The sequence below is a fragment of the Enterobacter sp. SA187 genome (assembly GCF_001888805.2).
Taxonomy (GTDB): Bacteria; Pseudomonadota; Gammaproteobacteria; order Enterobacterales; family Enterobacteriaceae; genus Enterobacter_D.
The window spans coordinates 3,472,755-3,491,866 of the sequence record NZ_CP019113.1 but is presented as its reverse complement, the minus strand read 5'-3'; the positions used below and the strand labels follow the sequence as shown (position 1 = coordinate 3,491,866).

Annotated in this window: 14 protein-coding genes and 2 tRNA genes; 9 read left to right on the top strand and 7 right to left on the bottom strand. The window is 55.2% G+C overall.

Annotated features, from left to right (window positions below; translation table 11 throughout):
- The first annotated feature begins 81 nt into the window (after positions 1-81).
- A complete protein-coding gene (locus BMF08_RS16685) occupies positions 82-1,488 on the top strand; it encodes a YchO/YchP family invasin (protein WP_072568659.1) in 1,407 nt (468 codons plus the stop codon).
- On the opposite strand, the gene narL is transcribed toward BMF08_RS16685, so the two are convergent.
- Together narL and narX are read right to left on the bottom strand one after the other, a co-directional pair.
- Positions 1,489-2,139 (bottom strand): two-component system response regulator NarL, encoded by a 651-nt coding sequence (narL, locus tag BMF08_RS16680; RefSeq protein WP_072568658.1) that lies wholly within the window; start codon positions 2,137-2,139, stop codon positions 1,489-1,491.
- Positions 2,132-3,928: a nitrate/nitrite two-component system sensor histidine kinase NarX gene (gene narX / locus BMF08_RS16675; protein ID WP_072568657.1), complete on the bottom strand. Its 1,797-nt coding sequence runs from the start codon at positions 3,926-3,928 to the stop codon at positions 2,132-2,134. Before narX ends, narL begins: the two co-directional genes overlap by 8 nt.
- Before the next feature lie 309 nt (positions 3,929-4,237).
- Between narX and BMF08_RS16670 the strand changes: the two genes are divergently transcribed.
- The 5 genes from BMF08_RS16670 (at position 4,238) to narI (ending at position 12,677) form a co-directional block, all read left to right on the top strand.
- Positions 4,238-5,632, top strand: a complete 1,395-nt coding sequence (locus tag BMF08_RS16670; protein WP_072568656.1) for a NarK family nitrate/nitrite MFS transporter — start codon at positions 4,238-4,240, stop codon at positions 5,630-5,632.
- A 385-nt stretch (positions 5,633-6,017) separates the two neighbouring features.
- Positions 6,018-9,761, top strand: coding sequence for a nitrate reductase subunit alpha (locus tag BMF08_RS16665; protein ID WP_072568655.1), 3,744 nt, complete (start codon positions 6,018-6,020; stop codon positions 9,759-9,761).
- Entirely contained in the window at positions 9,758-11,293 is a 1,536-nt protein-coding gene (narH, locus tag BMF08_RS16660; RefSeq protein WP_072568654.1) for a nitrate reductase subunit beta, read from the top strand. The genes BMF08_RS16665 and narH overlap by 4 nt, the downstream gene beginning before the upstream one ends.
- Positions 11,290-12,000 carry a nitrate reductase molybdenum cofactor assembly chaperone gene (gene narJ, locus BMF08_RS16655; protein ID WP_072568653.1) on the top strand — a complete coding sequence of 237 codons (711 nt, stop codon included), beginning with the start codon at positions 11,290-11,292 and terminating at the stop codon, positions 11,998-12,000. Before narH ends, narJ begins: the two co-directional genes overlap by 4 nt.
- Positions 12,000-12,677 carry a respiratory nitrate reductase subunit gamma gene (gene narI / locus BMF08_RS16650; RefSeq protein ID WP_072568652.1) on the top strand — a complete coding sequence of 226 codons (678 nt, stop codon included), beginning with the start codon at positions 12,000-12,002 and terminating at the stop codon, positions 12,675-12,677. The genes narJ and narI overlap by 1 nt, the downstream gene beginning before the upstream one ends.
- A 192-nt stretch (positions 12,678-12,869) precedes the next feature.
- On the opposite strand, the gene BMF08_RS16645 is transcribed toward narI, so the two are convergent.
- The 4 genes from BMF08_RS16645 to BMF08_RS16630 all read right to left on the bottom strand — a co-directional run bounded on the left by BMF08_RS16645 (position 12,870) and on the right by BMF08_RS16630 (position 14,569).
- A tRNA-Tyr gene (locus BMF08_RS16645) sits at positions 12,870-12,954 on the bottom strand.
- Between the two features lie 27 nt (positions 12,955-12,981).
- A tRNA-Tyr gene (locus BMF08_RS16640) sits at positions 12,982-13,066 on the bottom strand.
- Positions 13,067-13,223: 157 nt separating this feature from the next.
- Positions 13,224-14,066 carry a formyltetrahydrofolate deformylase gene (gene purU / locus BMF08_RS16635; RefSeq protein ID WP_072568651.1) on the bottom strand — a complete coding sequence of 281 codons (843 nt, stop codon included), beginning with the start codon at positions 14,064-14,066 and terminating at the stop codon, positions 13,224-13,226.
- Positions 14,067-14,110: 44 nt separating this feature from the next.
- A complete protein-coding gene (locus BMF08_RS16630) occupies positions 14,111-14,569 on the bottom strand; it encodes a YchJ family protein (protein ID WP_072568650.1) in 459 nt (152 codons plus the stop codon).
- Between the two features lie 523 nt (positions 14,570-15,092).
- On the opposite strand from BMF08_RS16630, the gene rssB reads away from it, so the two are divergent.
- A complete protein-coding gene (gene rssB, locus BMF08_RS16625; RefSeq protein WP_072568649.1) occupies positions 15,093-16,106 on the top strand; it encodes a two-component system response regulator RssB in 1,014 nt (337 codons plus the stop codon).
- A 199-nt stretch (positions 16,107-16,305) separates the two neighbouring features.
- A complete protein-coding gene (galU, locus tag BMF08_RS16620) occupies positions 16,306-17,214 on the top strand; it encodes a UTP--glucose-1-phosphate uridylyltransferase GalU (RefSeq protein ID WP_072568648.1) in 909 nt (302 codons plus the stop codon).
- A 280-nt stretch (positions 17,215-17,494) separates the two neighbouring features.
- Here galU and hns read toward each other — a convergent pair whose 3' ends face one another.
- On the bottom strand, positions 17,495-17,908 hold the full coding sequence (gene hns / locus BMF08_RS16615; protein ID WP_072568647.1) for a histone-like nucleoid-structuring protein H-NS: 414 nt from the start codon (positions 17,906-17,908) through the stop codon (positions 17,495-17,497).
- Between the two features lie 550 nt (positions 17,909-18,458).
- On the opposite strand from hns, the gene tdk reads away from it, so the two are divergent.
- Entirely contained in the window at positions 18,459-19,073 is a 615-nt protein-coding gene (tdk, locus tag BMF08_RS16610; protein WP_072568646.1) for a thymidine kinase, read from the top strand.
- The last annotated feature ends 39 nt before the right edge of the window (positions 19,074-19,112 follow it).

Below are 19,112 nucleotides of genomic sequence, written 5' to 3'. Positions count from 1 at the left end.
GAAACCACGGGTAAAAAACGTTAGCATTGACTTTTATAACCGCTCAACTACCCGGCAGGTGAGACGTCGCTGAAGATATTGATGCGTAAAGCGTTAAGACCATTTCATCCTTTCCTGTTATTTCTGCTGCTGACAGGCGGCAGCCACGCGGCTACGCCCGGCTGGAACCAGCAGGCGCAAAATCCCTTTGATAATGATGCAGACGGCCTGCCCGATCTGGGCATGGCGCCGCCCACCAACAACGGCGAAAAGCATCTGGCAGAGATGGCGAAGGCCTTCGGTGAAGCCAGCCAGAGCGACAGTACGTTGAGCGCCGGACAGCAAGCGCGGCAGTTTGCGCTGGATAAGGTGCGCGATGCGGTGAGTGGCGAAGTGAACGAGCAGGTGGAGTCGTTACTGTCACCCTGGGGCAACGCCAGCGTCAACGTGCAGGTCAATGATGAAGGGCGCTTTACCGGCAGTTCCGGCAGCTGGTTTATTCCCTGGCAGGACAATAACCGCTATTTAAGCTGGAGCCAGCTGGGGTTGACCCAGCAGGAAGATGGGCTGGTCAGCAACGCGGGCATCGGCCAGCGCTGGATGGCAGGCAACTGGCTGCTGGGCTACAACACCTTTTACGACAACCAGATTGACACCCATCTGCAACGCGCGGGCGTCGGTGCGGAAGCCTGGGGGGAATACCTGCGGCTGTCGGCCAACTACTATGAGCCGCTGTCCGGCTGGCATGATGACGGCGCGACCCTGCAACAGCGCATGGCGCGCGGCTACGATATTACCGCTCAGGCGCGGATGCCCTTTTATCAGCATCTCAATACCAGCCTCAGTCTGGAACAGTATTTTGGCGACAGCGTCGATCTCTTTGACTCCGGCACCGGTTATCACAACCCGATGGCGGTGAAAGTGGGGCTGAACTATACCCCGGTGCCGCTGGTCACGCTCACCGCGCAGCATAAGCAGGGGGAGAGCGGCGACAGCCAGAACGATCTGGGGCTTAAGCTGAATTATCGTTTCGGCGTACCGCTGAAAAAGCAGCTTTCCGCCAGCGAAGTGGCGCAAACCAGCTCGCTGCGCGGCAGTCGCTATGACAGCCCGACGCGCAACAATCTGCCGGTGGTGGAACAGCGCCAGCGTAAAACCCTGTCAGTGTTCCTCGCCACGCCGCCCTGGGATCTCTCCCCCGGCGAAACGGTGGAGCTGAAAGTGCAGGTGCGCAGCGTTCATGGCATTCGTAACGTTGTCTGGGAGGGCGATACTCAGGCGCTGAGCCTGACGCCGCCGGTCAATGCTCATCAGCCTGAAGGCTGGAGCATCATTATGCCTGCCTGGGATGCCCGTGAAGGCGCGAGCAATCGCTGGACGTTGTCGCTGACGGTGGAAGATGAGAAGGGGCAGCGCGTTTCATCCAATGAAATCACGCTGGTGCTGACGCAACCGCTGACCAGTGAACCTGTCAGCGATCCGCGCTGGCTGCTGCTGCCCGCGCCCTGATCAGAAAATCCGGTCCTGATGTACCCACACGGCGGCTTCGACACGGGATTTCAGCTTCATTTTCTTCAGCATATGCTTCACGTGAACTTTGACGGTGCTTTCGGTGATGTCCAGACGGCGGGCGATCATTTTGTTCGGCAAACCCTGGGCGATGAGTTTGAGAATATCGCGCTCGCGGGGCGTTAACTGACTGACGTCACGGTCAGAAGTGGCGCGGTTGGCGCGCAGGCTGGCGGCCAGCACCGGCGTCAGCGCTTCGCTGAGCACCATTTCTCCTGCGGCAGCCTGTTGCAGCGCTTTCAGCAGATCCTCCGGCTCCATATCTTTTAACAGATAACCGTCCGCGCCGCGTTTCAGCGCCGTCACTACGTCTTCTTCATGATTCGACACGCTGAATACCACGATGCGCCCGGAGAGGGTTTTCTCCCGCAGCTTGTCGAGGGTTTCCAGGCCGTTCATGCCCGGCATATTTAGATCCAGTAAAATCAGGTCCGGATCTAACGCCTCGGCCAGTTCAATGCCCTGTTCGCCGTTACTGGCTTCGCCAGCCACCGTGATGTCGTTTGCCATGCTGATGAGCTGCTTAACGCCGGTGCGCAGCATCGGATGATCGTCAATCAGCAGGATAGTGGCGGGTTCCGGATTAGTCATCGTTATCTCCTGGTCGTGATGAGAGAAGCTTTTCAGGTATGAAGGTGATTATCACTTCGGTTCCACCGGCCTCCCGGCGGCGGATCACACAGTCGCCGCGCAAACTCTGGGCGCGGTCACGCATGATAATCAGGCCATAATGGTTGGTGCGCTCGGCATGTTCCGGGATGCCGCACCCGTTGTCTGTCACGCACAGCGTTACCCGCTGCGCCTGTTGGGTCACCGACACGGTTACTTCAGTGGCCCCGGCGTGTTTAAGGGCGTTGCTCAGGGCTTCACGGGCAATTTGCAGCAGATGGATCGCCTGATGCGAGGGCACAAAGCGGGGCGGCAACTGGTAATCCAGCGTGACCGGGAAGCCAAAATGGGCGCTGTATTCCTGACAGCTGGCCTGCAGTGCCGGGCGCAGACCGGGCTCAGTGAGCTGTAAGCGGAAGGTGGTAAGCAACTCCCGCAGTTGCGCCCAGGAAGTATTGAGCTCATTGCGGATCTGACCCAGCAGCTGGCGGCTGTTTTCCGGCAGCGTATCCCCCTGCATTTGCAGACAGCTGACCTGTATCTTCATACAGGAGAGCGACTGGGCGATGGAGTCATGCAGTTCCCGCGCAATGGTGGCGCGCTCCTCCATCACCATCATCTGCTGCTGGCGCTCCTGATGACGCTCCAGCGCCAGGGTGGCGGTGAGCTGTTCCACCAGCGTATCCACCAGTTGTTGCTGATCGTGACTGAGATGACGGCCCGGCGGCAGCTGAGCCAGCAGCAGGCCATATTGCATATGGGCATCCGCCAGCCGCCACTTGAGGGTTATACCCCCTGCGGGGGACGCTTCCTGGCTGCGTGGGCAGAGATTGCAGCCGATATTGTCGCAGCTGGCGTCCGACTGGCAGGTAAATTCCTGGTGGTTTGCCTCATCTTCAATATCGTAAATACGCAGTTCGATATCATGCAGTAGCGTCAGACTTTGCAGGCCGTTCAGCACCGGCGAAATACGCTCGCACATGGGGACCTGAGAGTGCAGGCGGCGGTTGGCCTGCCACAGGAAGGAGAGGATCTGATTTTTTTGCTCAAGCCCGGCGGTTTTTTCCTGCACCCGCTGCTCCAGCACGGCGTAGCTTTCTGCCAGCTCCGCGGACATATTATTGAGCGCCATGCCCAGCGTCGCCATTTCATTGCGTCCGCTGATATTCGCCCGGCGGGTGAAATCCCGGTGGCTGACCGCCCGCGCCATGCGCACCAGCTGTTGCCACGGACGTAGCAGGCGGGCGCGCAGCCAGACAATAGTGAATACCAGCAGGCAACCCATCACCGCCGCCATAGCCCACTGCATCACCACCACGCGCTCAATACGCTGTTCGGTACTGTGATCAAAAGCGGTCACCAGCATATCAATGCGATTAACAAAGGTGGCGATTTCCGCGGAAACCTCCTGCGGTTCGCGGGCGCGTTTTAAGCCCGGCTCGACATCGCTGCGCCAGAAATTTTGCAGGGCGATCAGCTGTGATTGTTGGTCGTCACGCACAGCGGCCTGCGCCAGCTCCGGGCTGAAGGCGGTCTTCGACATTTCATCCAGCAGCGGCTGATCGTCAGCAGTCAACGGGATGGCCGCCAGCAGGCGGTAGCTCTGCATTCGCAGTGAACCGGCTTTATTGATGGCATGGGCGCTGCCCTGGACACCCTGCGCCAGCGAGCCGGAAATCGCCATGCCCGTCACGCCGATAAGGGTGGACAGCAGCATGATCAGCGCCAGTTGATTAACCAGCGTGAGGGGAGAAAACAGGCGTTTTAACATCGTCAGGGCAGCTCCAGACCTGGGACAGGTGCGAGTGAGGCGGTATTGTCGGACATACCCCGGAGTATACCCATACCTAAAAAGAGTTACCTCTTTATTGCCCATGCCGGATGACAAAGATCCATGCATGCGGCGAATACCTACAGCGCCGTGAAAAACCACACTATTTTTGACGCTTTTAAGTGCCCATTAGGGAGTAGGGTTAATTTTTGTGCCGCTGACCGTCAACTTTTCCTTTGATTTATATCAACTTAAGCGCCGCTGTAAACCCTAAGGTGGCAGGCGTTGAATTGATTATCAGAGGTGTCTATGAGTCACTCTTCCGTTCCTGAAAGGGCTACCGGATCCGTCATTACTGAATGGCGTCCGGAAGATCCTGCTTTCTGGCAACAAAAAGGCCATCGTGTGGCGAGCCGCAATTTGTGGATCTCCGTGCCTTGCCTGCTGCTGGCGTTTTGCGTGTGGATGTTGTTTAGTGCGGTCGCGGTAAACCTGAATAAAGTGGGTTTTAACTTTACGACCGATCAGCTGTTTATGTTAACCGCGCTGCCGTCCGTATCCGGGGCGTTGCTGCGTGTGCCTTACGCCTTTATGGTGCCGATCTTTGGTGGCCGCCGCTGGACGGCGTTCAGCACCGGGATCATGATCATACCCTGCGTATGGTTAGGTTTTGTGGTGCAGGATCCGACCACGCCGTTCAGTACTTTCATCATCATTGCGCTGCTGTGCGGTTTTGCCGGGGCAAACTTTGCTTCCAGCATGGCGAACATCAGCTTCTTCTATCCGAAAGAGAAGCAGGGCGGCGCGCTGGGCATTAACGGCGGCATGGGCAACCTCGGCGTGAGCGTGATGCAGCTGGTGGCACCGCTGGCGATCTCCATGTCCATTTTCGCGGCCTTTGGCGGCACAGGCGTTGAACAGGCCGACGGTTCGCGTCTGTATCTGGAAAACGCCGCATGGATTTGGGTGCCGTTCCTGGTGGTCTTCACCCTCGCGGCCTGGTTCGGCATGAACGAGCTGGCGACCTCGAAGGCCTCGCTCCGTGCGCAGTTACCGGTATTAAAACGCGCCCATCTGTGGATCCTCGGCTTCCTGTATCTGGCAACTTTCGGCTCCTTTATTGGTTTCTCTGCCGGATTTGCGATGCTGGCGAAAACCCAGTTCCCGGATGTTAATGTGCTGCATTATGCCTTCTTTGGCCCGCTGATTGGCGCCATTGCCCGCTCCTGTGGCGGGGCGCTGTCGGATCGTCTGGGCGGGACCCGCGTCACGCTGGTGAACTTCATCGTTATGGCCATTTTCAGCGCGCTGCTGTTCCTGACGCTGCCGACGGCGACCAGCGCCGGTCATTTCGAAGCCTTCTTCGGCGTGTTTATGGTGCTGTTCCTGACGGCCGGGCTGGGGAGTGGTTCCAGCTTCCAGATGATTTCGGTGATTTTCCGCAAGATGACCGTTGAGCGCGTGAAAGCGCAGGGCGGCGATGATGCCCAGGCGCTGCGCGAAGCGGCAACCGACACCGCAGCCGCGCTGGGCTTTATCTCGGCGATTGGCGCGATCGGCGGCTTCTTTATCCCGAAAGCCTTTGGCACCTCGCTGGCGCTGACCGGTTCCCCGGCCGATGCCATGAAAGTGTTCCTCGTGTTCTATGTCGCCTGTGTGATCATCACCTGGGCGGTGTATGGCCGTAATTCTAATAAAAAGTAAGTACTGTTGATTATCCTTGCGCGGCCTCGCCGCGCTTTTTTTACCCCTCATATAGTTACAACATACTTTAATTTTTCACCCGTTGCACCGTGGAAAAACGTTGCGCGGCGTCACAGGGTGAAATCATCTACCCCCTAATACCCCGCATGGCTGAATATCGACAGTAAAATTACGGGTTAATTTAAAAATACGTTATATTTCAAAGTGTTATGAAAATCCAGGTTATCCCCCTTTGGTGGTATGGCGTTTAACGACCGCCATAACTAAGCCGGTGTGCCTTGATCGCCATCAATTCCCGTCATCATTCAGCGCGTTACCTTCGCCGCAACTTGCAGCAATGTCGATTTACCAGAGAGCCGCACAGGCTCCTTACAGGAGAAACCCGATGAGTAAATTCCTGGACCGGTTTCGCTACTTCAAACAGAAGGGCGAAACCTTTGCCGATGGGCATGGCCAGATTCATGAATCAAACCGGGACTGGGAGGACGGATACCGTAACCGCTGGTCGCACGACAAAGTGGTGCGCTCCACGCACGGTGTAAACTGTACCGGTTCTTGCAGCTGGAAGATTTTTGTTAAAAACGGCCTGGTCACCTGGGAAACCCAGCAGACCGATTACCCGCGTACCCGTCCGGATATGCCGAACCACGAACCGCGCGGCTGCCCGCGTGGTGCGAGCTACTCCTGGTATCTCTACAGCGCAAACCGCCTGAAATACCCGCTGATGCGTAAACGTCTGATGAAGATGTGGCGTGAAGCGAAAGCCCGTCACAGCGATCCGGTGAATGCCTGGGCATCGATTATTGAAGACGCGGAAAAAGCCAAAAGTTTTAAACAGGCGCGTGGTCGCGGCGGCTTTGTGCGCTCCTCCTGGCAGGAAGTGAACGAGCTGATCGCCGCCTCTAACGTCTATACCGTGAAAACCTACGGCCCGGACCGTGTCGCGGGCTTCTCGCCGATCCCGGCGATGTCGATGGTGTCTTATGCCTCTGGCGCGCGTTACCTGTCGCTGATTGGCGGCACCTGTCTGAGCTTCTACGACTGGTACTGCGACCTGCCGCCTGCGTCCCCGCAGACCTGGGGCGAGCAGACCGACGTGCCAGAATCCGCCGACTGGTATAACTCCAGCTATATCATTGCCTGGGGCTCTAACGTCCCGCAAACCCGTACTCCGGACGCCCACTTCTTTACGGAAGTTCGCTACAAAGGCACCAAAACCGTCGCCATTACCCCGGACTACGCGGAAATCGCCAAGCTGTGCGACCTGTGGCTGGCCCCGAAACAGGGCACCGATGCCGCGATGGCGCTGGCGATGGGCCACGTGATGCTGCGTGAGTTCCACCTCGATAACCCAAGCCAGTACTTCACCGATTACGTGCGCCGTTACACCGACATGCCGATGCTGGTGATGCTGGAAGAGCGTGAAGGTTACTACGCCGCAGGCCGTATGCTGCGCGCCGCCGATCTGGTGGATGCCCTCGGCCAGGAAAATAACCCGGAATGGAAAACCGTTGCCGTTAACGACAACGACGAACTGATCGCGCCGAACGGCTCCATCGGTTACCGCTGGGGCGAGAAAGGCAAGTGGAACCTCGAACAGCGCGACGGCACAACCGGTGACGAGGCGCATCTGCGTCTGAGCCTGCTCGGCAATCACGATGACATCGCTGACGTTGGCTTCCCGTACTTTGGCGGCGACGGCACCGAGCACTTCAACAGCGTGGCGCTGGACAACGTGCTGACCCATAAACTGCCGGTCAAACGTCTGCAACTGGCCGACGGCAGCACCGCGCTGGTGACCACGGTTTACGATCTGACGCTGGCGAACTATGGCCTCGATCGTGGCCTGGACGATGCCAACTGCGCCACCAGTTATGACGAGGTCAAAGCTTATACCCCGGCATGGGCCGAGCAAATCACCGGCGTGCCGCGCGCGCAGATCATCCGTACCGCCCGCGAGTTTGCTGATAACGCCGATAAAACCCATGGTCGTTCTATGATCATCGTCGGCGCCGGACTGAACCACTGGTATCACCTCGATATGAACTATCGTGGCCTGATCAACATGCTGATTTTCTGCGGCTGTATCGGTCAGAGCGGCGGCGGCTGGGCACACTATGTCGGCCAGGAAAAACTACGTCCGCAGACCGGCTGGCAGCCGCTGGCGTTTGCCCTTGACTGGCAGCGTCCGGCGCGTCATATGAACAGCACCTCGTACTTCTATAACCACTCCAGCCAGTGGCGCTATGAGTCGCTGACCGCGCAGGAGCTGCTTTCACCGCTGGCGGACAAATCCCGCTACAGCGGCAACCTGATCGACTTTAACGTTCGCGCCGAGCGTATGGGCTGGCTGCCATCTGCACCGCAGTTAGGCACCAACCCGCTGCGCATCGCCGCCGAAGCGGAAAAAGCCGGGATGAACCCGGTGGATTACACCGTGAAGGCGCTGAAAGAGGGCACCATCCGTTTCGCGGCAGAGCAGCCGGAAAACGGCAAAAACCATCCGCGCAACCTGTTTGTCTGGCGCTCCAACCTGCTGGGCTCTTCCGGTAAAGGCCATGAATACATGCTGAAGTACCTGCTGGGTACCGAGCACGGCATTCAGGGGCTGGATCTCGGTCAGCAGGGCAGCGTTAAGCCGGAAGAAGTGGAATGGGTGGATAACGGTCTCGACGGCAAACTGGATCTGGTGGTGACGCTCGACTTCCGTCTGTCCAGCACCTGCCTCTATTCCGACATCGTGCTGCCGACCGCCACCTGGTACGAAAAAGACGACATGAATACTTCGGATATGCATCCCTTTATTCATCCGCTGTCTGCGGCCGTCGATCCGGCGTGGGAGTCAAAAAGCGACTGGGAAATCTATAAAGGCATCGCGATGTCCTTCTCTGAAGTGTGCGTCGGCCATCTCGGTAAAGAGACAGATATTGTGACGCTGCCAATCCAGCACGACTCTGCCGCCGAACTGGCGCAGCCGCTGGATGTGAAGGACTGGAAAAAAGGCGAATGTGATCTCATCCCGGGTAAAACCGCGCCGCACATTATTCCGGTTGAACGCGACTACCCGGCCACCTGGGAGCGCTTCACCTCTATCGGCCCGTTGATGGAGAAAATCGGCAACGGCGGCAAAGGCATCGCCTGGAATACCCAGAGCGAAATGGATTTGCTGCGTAAGCTGAATTACACCAAAGCGGACGGCCCGGCCAAAGGCCAGCCGATGCTGAATACGGCCATTGACGCCGCAGAAATGATCCTCACACTTGCGCCGGAAACCAACGGTCATGTGGCGGTAAAAGCCTGGGCAGCGCTCAGTGAGTTTACCGGTCGTGATCATACGCATCTGGCGACCAATAAAGAGGAAGAGAAGATCCGCTTCCGCGATATTCAGGCTCAGCCGCGCAAAATCATCTCCAGCCCGACCTGGTCTGGCCTGGAAGACGAGCACGTCTCCTATAACGCGGGTTACACCAACGTTCATGAGCTGATCCCGTGGCGTACGCTGTCCGGCCGTCAGCAGCTGTATCAGGATCATCAGTGGATGCGTGACTTCGGCGAAAGCCTGCTGGTGTACCGTCCGCCGATCGACACCCGCTCGGTAAAAGCGGTGATGGGCAAGAAATCCAACGGTAATCCGGAGAAAGCGCTGAACTTCCTGACGCCGCACCAGAAATGGGGCATTCACTCCACTTACAGCGACAACCTGCTGATGCTGACCCTGTCACGCGGCGGCCCGATTGTCTGGATGAGTGAGAGCGACGCCAAAGATCTGGGCATTGAGGATAACGACTGGATCGAAGTCTTCAACAGCAATGGCGCGCTGACGGCGCGTGCGGTGGTGAGCCAGCGTGTCCCGTCCGGCATGACCATGATGTATCACGCGCAGGAACGTATTGTGAACCTGCCGGGATCGGAAATCACCGGTCAGCGCGGCGGCATTCATAACTCCGTCACCCGTATCAGCCCGAAACCGACCCATATGATCGGCGGCTATGCACAGCTGGCCTACGGCTTTAACTATTACGGCACGGTCGGTTCTAACCGCGATGAATTCGTAGTGGTACGTAAGATGAAAAATATTAACTGGCTGGATGGCGAAGGCAACGACCAGGTACAGGAGAGCGTAAAATGAAAATTCGTTCACAAGTCGGCATGGTGCTGAATCTTGATAAATGCATCGGCTGCCATACCTGTTCAGTCACCTGTAAAAACGTCTGGACCAGCCGTGAAGGCATGGAGTACGCGTGGTTTAACAACGTGGAATCCAAACCCGGCATCGGCTATCCCAATGACTGGGAAAACCAGGAAAAATGGAAGGGTGGCTGGATCCGTAAAATCAACGGCAAAATCCAGCCGCGCATGGGTAACCGTGCGACGCTGCTGGGTAAAATCTTCGCTAACCCGCATCTGCCGGGCATCGACGATTACTACGAGCCCTTTGATTACGATTATCAGCACCTGCATACCGCGCCGGAAAGCAAACATCAGCCGATCGCCCGTCCGCGCTCGCTGATTTCCGGCCAGCGTATGAACAAAATCGAGCACGGCCCGAACTGGGAAGAGATCCTCGGCGGCGAGTTTGAAAAGCGCGCCAAAGATCAGAACTTCGAGAACATGCAGAAGGCGATGTACGGTCAGTTCGAAAACACCTTCATGATGTACCTGCCGCGCCTGTGCGAGCACTGCCTGAACCCGGCGTGTGTGGCGACCTGTCCGAGCGGCGCGATCTATAAGCGTGAAGAAGATGGCATTGTGCTGATCGACCAGGATAAATGCCGCGGTTGGCGCATGTGCATCACCGGCTGCCCGTACAAAAAGATCTACTTCAACTGGAAGAGCGGTAAATCCGAGAAGTGCATTTTCTGCTACCCGCGTATTGAAGCCGGTATGCCGACGGTGTGTTCTGAAACCTGCGTGGGCCGTATCCGTTATCTCGGCGTGCTGCTGTATGACGCGGACGCCATTGAACATGCGGCAAGCACCGAGAATGAAAAAGATCTCTATCAGCGTCAGCTGGATGTGTTCCTCGATCCGAACGATCCGGCAGTGATCGCCCAGGCGCTGAAAGACGGCGTGCCGCAGAGCGTGATCGACGCGGCGCAAAACTCGCCGGTGTACAAAATGGCGATGGACTGGAAGCTGGCGCTGCCGCTGCATCCGGAATACCGCACGCTGCCGATGGTCTGGTACGTGCCGCCTCTGTCACCGATCCAGTCCGCTGCCGATGCGGGCGAGCTGAGCAGCAACGGTATTCTGCCGGACGTCGACAGTCTGCGTATTCCGGTGCAGTACCTGGCGAACCTGCTGACCGCAGGCGACACCCAGCCGGTACTGCTGGCGCTGAAACGTATGCTGGCGATGCGTCACTTCAAACGTGCTGAAACCGTGGACGGCGTGCTCGATACCCGTGCGCTGGAAGAAGTGGGGCTGACCGAAGCCCAGGCGCAGGAGATGTACCGTTATCTGGCCATCGCCAACTACGAAGATCGTTTCGTGGTGCCGTCCAGTCACCGTGAACTGGCGCGCGATGCCTTCCCGGAAAAAAGCGGCTGTGGATTTACCTTTGGCGATGGCTGCCACGGATCTGACAGCTCCTTTAACCTGTTCAACAGCCGTCGCATCGACGCGGTCGATGTGACCAGCAAAACGGAGCCGCACCCATGATCGAACTGGTGATGATTTCCCGCCTGCTGGAATACCCGGATGCTGCCCTGTGGCAGCATCAGCAGGAATTATTTGATGGTTTCGCCTCCTCTGAAAATCTTGAGAAAAGCGACGCTCAGGCGCTGACGGTCTTTCTGCGTGATTTGACGCAGCAGGACATGCTGGATGTCCAGTCACGCTACAGCGAACTTTTCGATCGTGGTCGCGCGACCTCGCTGTTGCTGTTCGAGCATGTGCACGGTGAATCCCGCGACCGGGGCCAGGCGATGGTGGATCTGATGGCGCAGTATGAGCGCCACGGTCTGCAGCTCGACAGCCGCGAACTGCCGGATCATCTGCCGCTGTATCTGGAATATCTGGCGCAGTTGCCAAAAGACGAGGCGCTGGGTGGCTTGCAGGACATCGCCCCGATCCTCGCGCTGTTAAGTGCGCGTCTGCAACAGCGTGAAAGCCCGTACGCGACGCTGTTCGGCGTGCTGCTGAATCTGGCGAACACCACCATTGACAGCGACAAAGTGGCCGAGAAAATCGCCGGTGAAGCCCGTGATGACACCCCGCAGGCGCTTGACGCCGTCTGGGAAGAAGAGCAGGTGAAATTCTTTGCTGAACAGAGCTGTGGCGAGTCGGAGATCAGCGCCCATCAGCGTCGTTTTGCGGGGGCTGTCGCTCCGCAGTATCTGAATATTTCTAACGGGGGGCAGCAATAATGCATTTCCTGAATATGTTCTTCTTTGACATCTACCCGTACATTGCGGGGACCGTCTTCCTGGTCGGTAGCTGGCTGCGTTATGACTATGGTCAGTACACCTGGCGGGCAGGCTCCAGCCAGATGCTGGATCGCAAGGGCATGAATCTTGCGTCTAATCTGTTCCATATCGGTATTCTCGGCATTTTTGCAGGGCACTTACTGGGGATGCTGACGCCGCACTGGATGTATGAATCTTTCCTGCCGATTGACGTGAAGCAGAAGATGGCGATGATCGCCGGCGGCGCATGTGGTGTGCTTACGCTGGTGGGCGGCCTGCTACTGCTGAAACGCCGTTTGTTCAGCCCGCGCGTACGGGCGACCACCACCGGGGCGGATATTCTGATCCTTTCCCTGCTGATGGTGCAGTGCGCGCTGGGCCTGCTGACCATTCCGTTCTCGGCGCAGCATATGGACGGCAGTGAAATGATGAAACTGGTGGGCTGGGCGCAATCGGTGGTGACCTTCCACGGCGGCGCATCTGCGCATCTGGACGGCGTGGCCTTTATTTTCCGTGTGCATCTGGTACTGGGCATGACGCTGTTCGTCCTGTTCCCGTTCTCGCGCCTGGTACACATCTGGAGCGCACCGGTAGAGTATTTGACGCGTAAGTATCAGGTAGTGCGCGCGCGTCGCTAAGCACGCATTCAGCGCCGTTATAACCCCGCTCAGGCGGGGTTTTTTGTTTGCGTTGCGCCGGATGGCGGCTACGCCTTATCCGGCCTACAGGGAAATCTTTGGAGGATATTCGTAGGCCCGGTAAGCGCAGCGCCACCGGGCAAAAAGCATATTGTCGGTGTTTGATTTAATTATGAGGGGATGAAACAGAGATGGTGGTGGGGGAAGGATTCGAACCTTCGAAGTCGATGACGGCAGATTTACAGTCTGCTCCCTTTGGCCGCTCGGGAACCCCACCAGGGGTAATTCAAATTTTGAGAAGAGATGGTGGTGGGGGAAGGATTCGAACCTTCGAAGTCGATGACGGCAGATTTACAGTCTGCTCCCTTTGGCCGCTCGGGAACCCCACCACGGGGTAATACTGGTACTGGCCTGCCTCCGCTGGGGAAGCGGGGCGCATCATATCAAATGACGCGCCGCTGTAAAGCATTCCTTTCGTGAAAATGAATCGTTTGCCTGCTTTTTATGCGTCATGCAGCAATGCTAAGCAATTCATTTCATTACCGCTTACAGAATGATGGTCCGGTTGCCGTAAACAAACACGCGCTGCGCCAGCACCTGATACAGGGCACGGCTCAGCACATTCTTCTCTACGTCACGACCGGCGCGCATCATATCCTCTGCGGTATAGTTGTGATCGACGTGGATCACGTCCTGCATGATGATCGGGCCTTCGTCGAGATTATCATTCACGTAGTGGGCCGTTGCGCCGATAATCTTCACGCCGCGCTCGTAGGCCTGATGATACGGGCGCGCGCCGATAAAGGCGGGCAGGAACGAGTGATGAATATTAATGATCTTATTCGGGAAGCGGGAGACAAAAGTCGGCGTCAGTACGCGCATATATTTCGCCAACACCACGTAATCCGGCTGATGGGCTTCAATGGCGGCCGCCATTAATTCATCGTGCGCTTCACGGGTATGACCTTCATGGCTGACCAGCTCGAAAGGAATATCAAAGCGTTCCACCAGCGAGCGTAAGGTATCGTGGTTACCAATCACCGCGGCAATTTCCACGTCCAGTCCGCCATAATTCGCTTTCATTAACAGATCGCCCAGGCAATGCGCTTCTTTAGTCACCAGGATCACCACGCGGCGGCGGCCTGCCGGCGTCAGTTCACGGATCGATCCTTCCGGCAGCGCGCTGTCGAGATCGGCCAGCAGCGTGGCATCATTAAAAATGCCTTCCAGTTCGGTACGCATAAAAAAGCGTCCGGTGCGATGGTCAACGAACTCGTTATTCTGCACGATGTTCAGTTCGTGCTTGTAACAAATGTTGGTGATGCGCGCGATAAGACCTTTCTGGTCGGGACAAATAGTGCGCAGTACTTTACGTTGTAATGAATGCATTGCCGCGAAAATCCTGTTGAGTTTGCATGAGGGTGAAGCTGGGTTTATTGCCCGCAACACTTTTTGAATTTTTTTCCTGACCCGCAAGGGCAGGGATCGTTACGGCCAAACAGTGGGCGCGTGCCGTCGATATAATACCACTGACCATTTTCCTTCAGGAAACGTGAGCGTTCAATGATAGCGCCGGGTTTACCCTGCTCGCTAAAACGCGCCACAAAGCTGACATAGCCTTCATCTTGGGTTGCACCAGCTTCGTGCGCGTAAACCGTCAGGCCATGCCATTCCGTTTGCGCAAAGCCCTTTTCGATGTCCTGACGAAAGGCGGCAGCATGACACGACGGATGCCAGGTTTTGATCAGATAATCCGCATCTTTTAATACAAATGCGCTATAGCGGGAGCGCATAAGATGTGACGGATCCGGCGCAAGCTGTTCACCAGACACATAACGTGCGCAACATGCGCTATACTCCTGAGCGCTACCGCAGGGACAAGGTTGAGACAAAATCGTAATCCTGGAATAATAATGGCGCAACGGCGCATGGATGCATCTATGTTAACCGAGCGATAGCCTCGATGCTATGGCTGGAAGCCGGGGATGTAAAAAACGTCACGAGCAAAGGTGAGGCTGGACTGGCGACGGGTTCGCCAGTGGTTTAATCAACGATTTAGGGCGTAAAAGGTTTAGTCGCGAGGCATTAAGGTGTAGTTTGTTGGCCCTGACGGCGTCGCAAAGCTGTGCAATCCTCTTCAGGTCTTCCTGCATCGGTTTACACACAACGGCATTCCCGACAACGTATCCGACGTTTTGCTAACCCTATGAGGTTCACTTGTCTCCGCCAGTTGTCTCACGCGGACAAGGAGAGCTTTTGTGTAACGCATCCGGAGCTAAAGGGGAACCGCACGGTAAGCTACATCTTTCCGGCGCGGTTTAGCGAAAAATATATTCGATGACTTCAGGAAATTCTGACAGGCGCGAGTTGCAATAGCATGCCACTATTGAACTACTGCAAAGCAGGGGAGAGAACATGACGCAGCCTTTGACTGGAAAACATATTTTGATTGTTGAGGACGAACCCGTTTTCCGTTCACTGTTGGATTCATGGCTCACTTCTTTAGGCGCAACTACTTCACTGGCGATGGATGGCCTCGATGCGCTTGAGACCATGAAGACGGTGAGACCAGATTTAATGATTTGCGATCTTGCCATGCCACGAATGAACGGTCTGAAACTCGTGGAACATTTGCGCAATGAGCGCGACCAGATGCCCATCCTGGTTATATCAGCGACAGAAAATATGTCCGACATTGCCCGTGCTTTACGTCTGGGCGTACAGGATGTATTACTGAAACCGGTAAAAGATCTGAACCGTTTACGTGAAACGGTTTATGCCTGCCTCTATCCCAATATGTTTAATTCCCGGGTAGAGGAAGAAGAACGCCTTTTTCAGGACTGGGATGCGCTGGTAAGCGATCCGCAGGCCGCCGCCAAATTGTTGCAGGAGTTACAGCCTCCGGTTCAGCAACATATCTCAAATTGCCGTATTAATTATCGCCAGCTGGTATCTGCCGATCAGCCGGGTCTGGTGCTCGATATTGCAGCACTCTCTGAAAAAGACCTCGCATTTTATTGCCTGGATGTCACCCGCGCCGGCGATAACGGTGTGTTAGCCGCATTATTGCTGCGGGCATTGTTTAACGGCTTATTACAGGAACAGCTCTCTCATCAGCGTCAGCGTTTGCCTGAACTGGGAAGTTTGTTAAAGCAGGTTAATCAATTACTGCGCCAGGCAAATTTACCAGGGCAGTTTCCGCTACTGGTTGGCTATTACCACCATGAGCTTAAAAATCTCATTCTGGTGTCGGCCGGTCTTAATGCCACGCTTAATACCGGTGAGCATCAAATTCAGATTAGCAACGGCGTTCCGCTGGGTACGCTGGGAAATACCTATTTAAACCAGGTCAGCCATCGCAGCGAAGCATGGCAGTGTCAGGTTTGGGGCGCAGGCGGTCGGTTACGTTTAATGTTGACTGCCGAATGAGCAAACGCAACGGCAGGGTGATTTAGCTTTACCTGCCGTTCTCTCCGGGTGTTACTATCTGCGCAGTATTATAAGTAATTGTCTTAATTAAGCCTCAATGCGTTCATTTCGGACCCGGCTCACAGCTCCGGGCTGATATACTCTAACGCGTGATTCATTATGTACATGTTCCCAATGTGAACATTCCAGGAGATTTTCAATGGCTGCCCTTAATTCAAAAGTAACGAAAGCAGTTATCCCGGTTGCGGGATTAGGAACCAGGATGTTGCCAGCCACCAAGGCGATCCCGAAAGAGATGTTGCCGCTGGTTGACAAGCCATTAATTCAGTATGTCGTAAATGAATGTATCGCTGCGGGTATTACCGAAATTGTACTGGTAACCCACTCCTCTAAAAACTCTATCGAAAACCACTTCGATACCAGTTTTGAACTTGAAGCCATGCTGGAAAAACGCGTTAAGCGCCAGTTGCTGGATGAAGTTCAGTCTATTTGCCCGCCGCACGTGACTATTATGCAGGTCCGTCAGGGTCTGGCGAAAGGTCTTGGACACGCCGTACTTTGCGCGCATCCGGTTGTCGGCAATGAGCCGGTTGCAGTGATCCTGCCCGACGTGATTCTGGATGAATTTGAATCCGATCTCTCGCAGGATAACCTGGCGGAGATGATCCAGCGTTTCGATGAAACAGGCTGCAGCCAGATCATGGTTGAGCCGGTAGAAGACGTGACCGCTTACGGTGTGGTTGACTGCAAAGGCGCGGAGCTGAAACCGGGCGAGAGCGTGCCGATGGTAGGCGTGGTAGAGAAGCCTAAAGCGGACGTAGCGCCTTCCAATCTGGCTGTTGTAGGGCGTTATGTTCTGAGCGCAGAAATCTGGCCACTGCTGGCGAAAACGCCTCCGGGAGCCGGTGATGAAATTCAGCTGACCGACGGCATTGATATGCTGATCGAGAAGGAAACCGTTGAAGCCTACCACATGAAAGGCAAAAGCCATGACTGCGGTAATAAGCTGGGATATATGCAGGCTTTCGTGGAATACGGTATTCGTCACAAAGCACATGGCGAAGAATTTAAAACCTGGCTGGAAGAGTCCATGGGTTTTAAGAAGTAAAGCGCTAATACCCGGGCTTTAACTGAGCCGGAGATAACGCCGCCACCTGCGGAGTGTCTCCGGCTTTTTTATTGCTGATTGTTTCTGCCCCTATATTCATTGTTTGCGCAACCAGCCAGCGCAGTTATTTAGCGGCGGCCATTAAGAAAACAGGGGTATGGGATGCCTGGTTTTTCACCAGTAAACAGAACGGGGTAATGTGATAACAGGTAACGGGCAGGGGTAATTTGCAGGCAAAAAAAATCCCGCCAGCGGCGGGATTTCAGCAAGGGGCAGGTGATTAACCTTTGATAAGGAAATCTTCCAGTTTTTTGCCTTGCTCATCCATAGCTTTCTTAATAACAGCCGGAGTACGACCCTGGCCGGTCCAGGTTTTTTCTTCGCCGTTCTCATCGATGTAGCTATATTTAGCCGGACGTGCAGCACGCTTAGCTTTAGTACCTACTTTAGCGGCAGCCATGCTGTTCAGCAGTTCGTTCGGATCAATACCGTCAGCAATCAGCATTTCACGGTATTGTTGCAGCTTACGCGTACGTTCTTCGATTTCTGCAGCCTGAGCGTTTTCTTCTTCACGACGCTCATTAACAACAACTTCTAATTTTTCCAGCATTTCTTCCAGTGTCTCAAGAGTGCATTCTCTTGCCTGTGCACGAAGAGTACGGATGTTGTTCAGAATTTTAAGTGCTTCGCTCATTGTAGTAATCTCAAACTTATAATGGGGTGGTTTGTTGAGCTAATAATAGAGCGTTAATTTGCGTTGTGCAATAGCTGACAATGTAAGGAATTCAAAATCAGCCGTTATTTATCCTCTTTATTAATTGCGCTATCTTAAATTTTTTACGAGACGCCTCGCAAAAATAGCTTATCCACACGAAGTATCATGCCGCCTCGCCGCGTGCAGGCAGGGTGAATTTACGATTAATCCGCAAGGTGTTAAAGCCGCTGTGGATAAATATCAACCTTTTCTATTAGTCGCTTCGCCACCACGTAAGCGCAAATCATTAATAATTTCTGAACCATAACTAAAAGCGAAGGGGTTTAAAAAAAGCATAAAATGTGACTTATTGTGAATAGCGCTGACGTTTCTTTGGCAGTAACAGCGGCCAAAATGCTCAGGTTGTATATCCCGGATAAAGCGCAGGGGCGGCGACACGCTGTTTGTGCGTCGACGCAGTGATGACCAGATAAAATATGGTACTATCCCGCCCTGAAATATTTTTACTTTGATCGGGGTGTGGCGGCCAATGGCACAGCTTTATTTCTACTATTCAGCAATGAATGCGGGTAAATCCACCGCATTGTTACAGTCTTCCTACAATTACCAGGAAAGAGGAATGCGCGCGGTGGTCTACACGGCGGAAATCGATAACCGTTTCGGCTCCGGCAAAGTCAGCTCGCGTATCGGCCTCTCTTCCCCTGCTAAATTGTTTAATCAGCAGTCTTCACTCTTTGATGAAATAAGCGCTGAGCACGCGCGTAAGCCCGTACATTGCGTGCTGGTGGATGAAAGCCAGTTCTTAACCCGCCAGCAGGTGCATGATTTATCGGAAGTGGTCGATCAGCTTGATATTCCCGTACTCTGTTACGGACTGCGTACCGATTTCCGCGGGGAGTTATTTGTCGGTAGCCAGTATTTACTGGCCTGGTCTGACAAACTGGTGGAATTAAAAACCATCTGCTTCTGTGGCCGTAAAGCCAGTATGGTATTGCGCCTGGATGAGGCGGGGCGTCCGTACAACGAAGGCGAGCAGGTGGTGATAGGCGGCAACGAACGCTATGTTTCCGTGTGCCGTAAGCACTATAAGGATGCGCTTGCTGAGGGCTCGCTGACGGTGATCCAGAAGCGGGTGCGGGGGTAGGGCCTATTTAGCCGTTAAAACGTCACAGAGCGCCTCTCA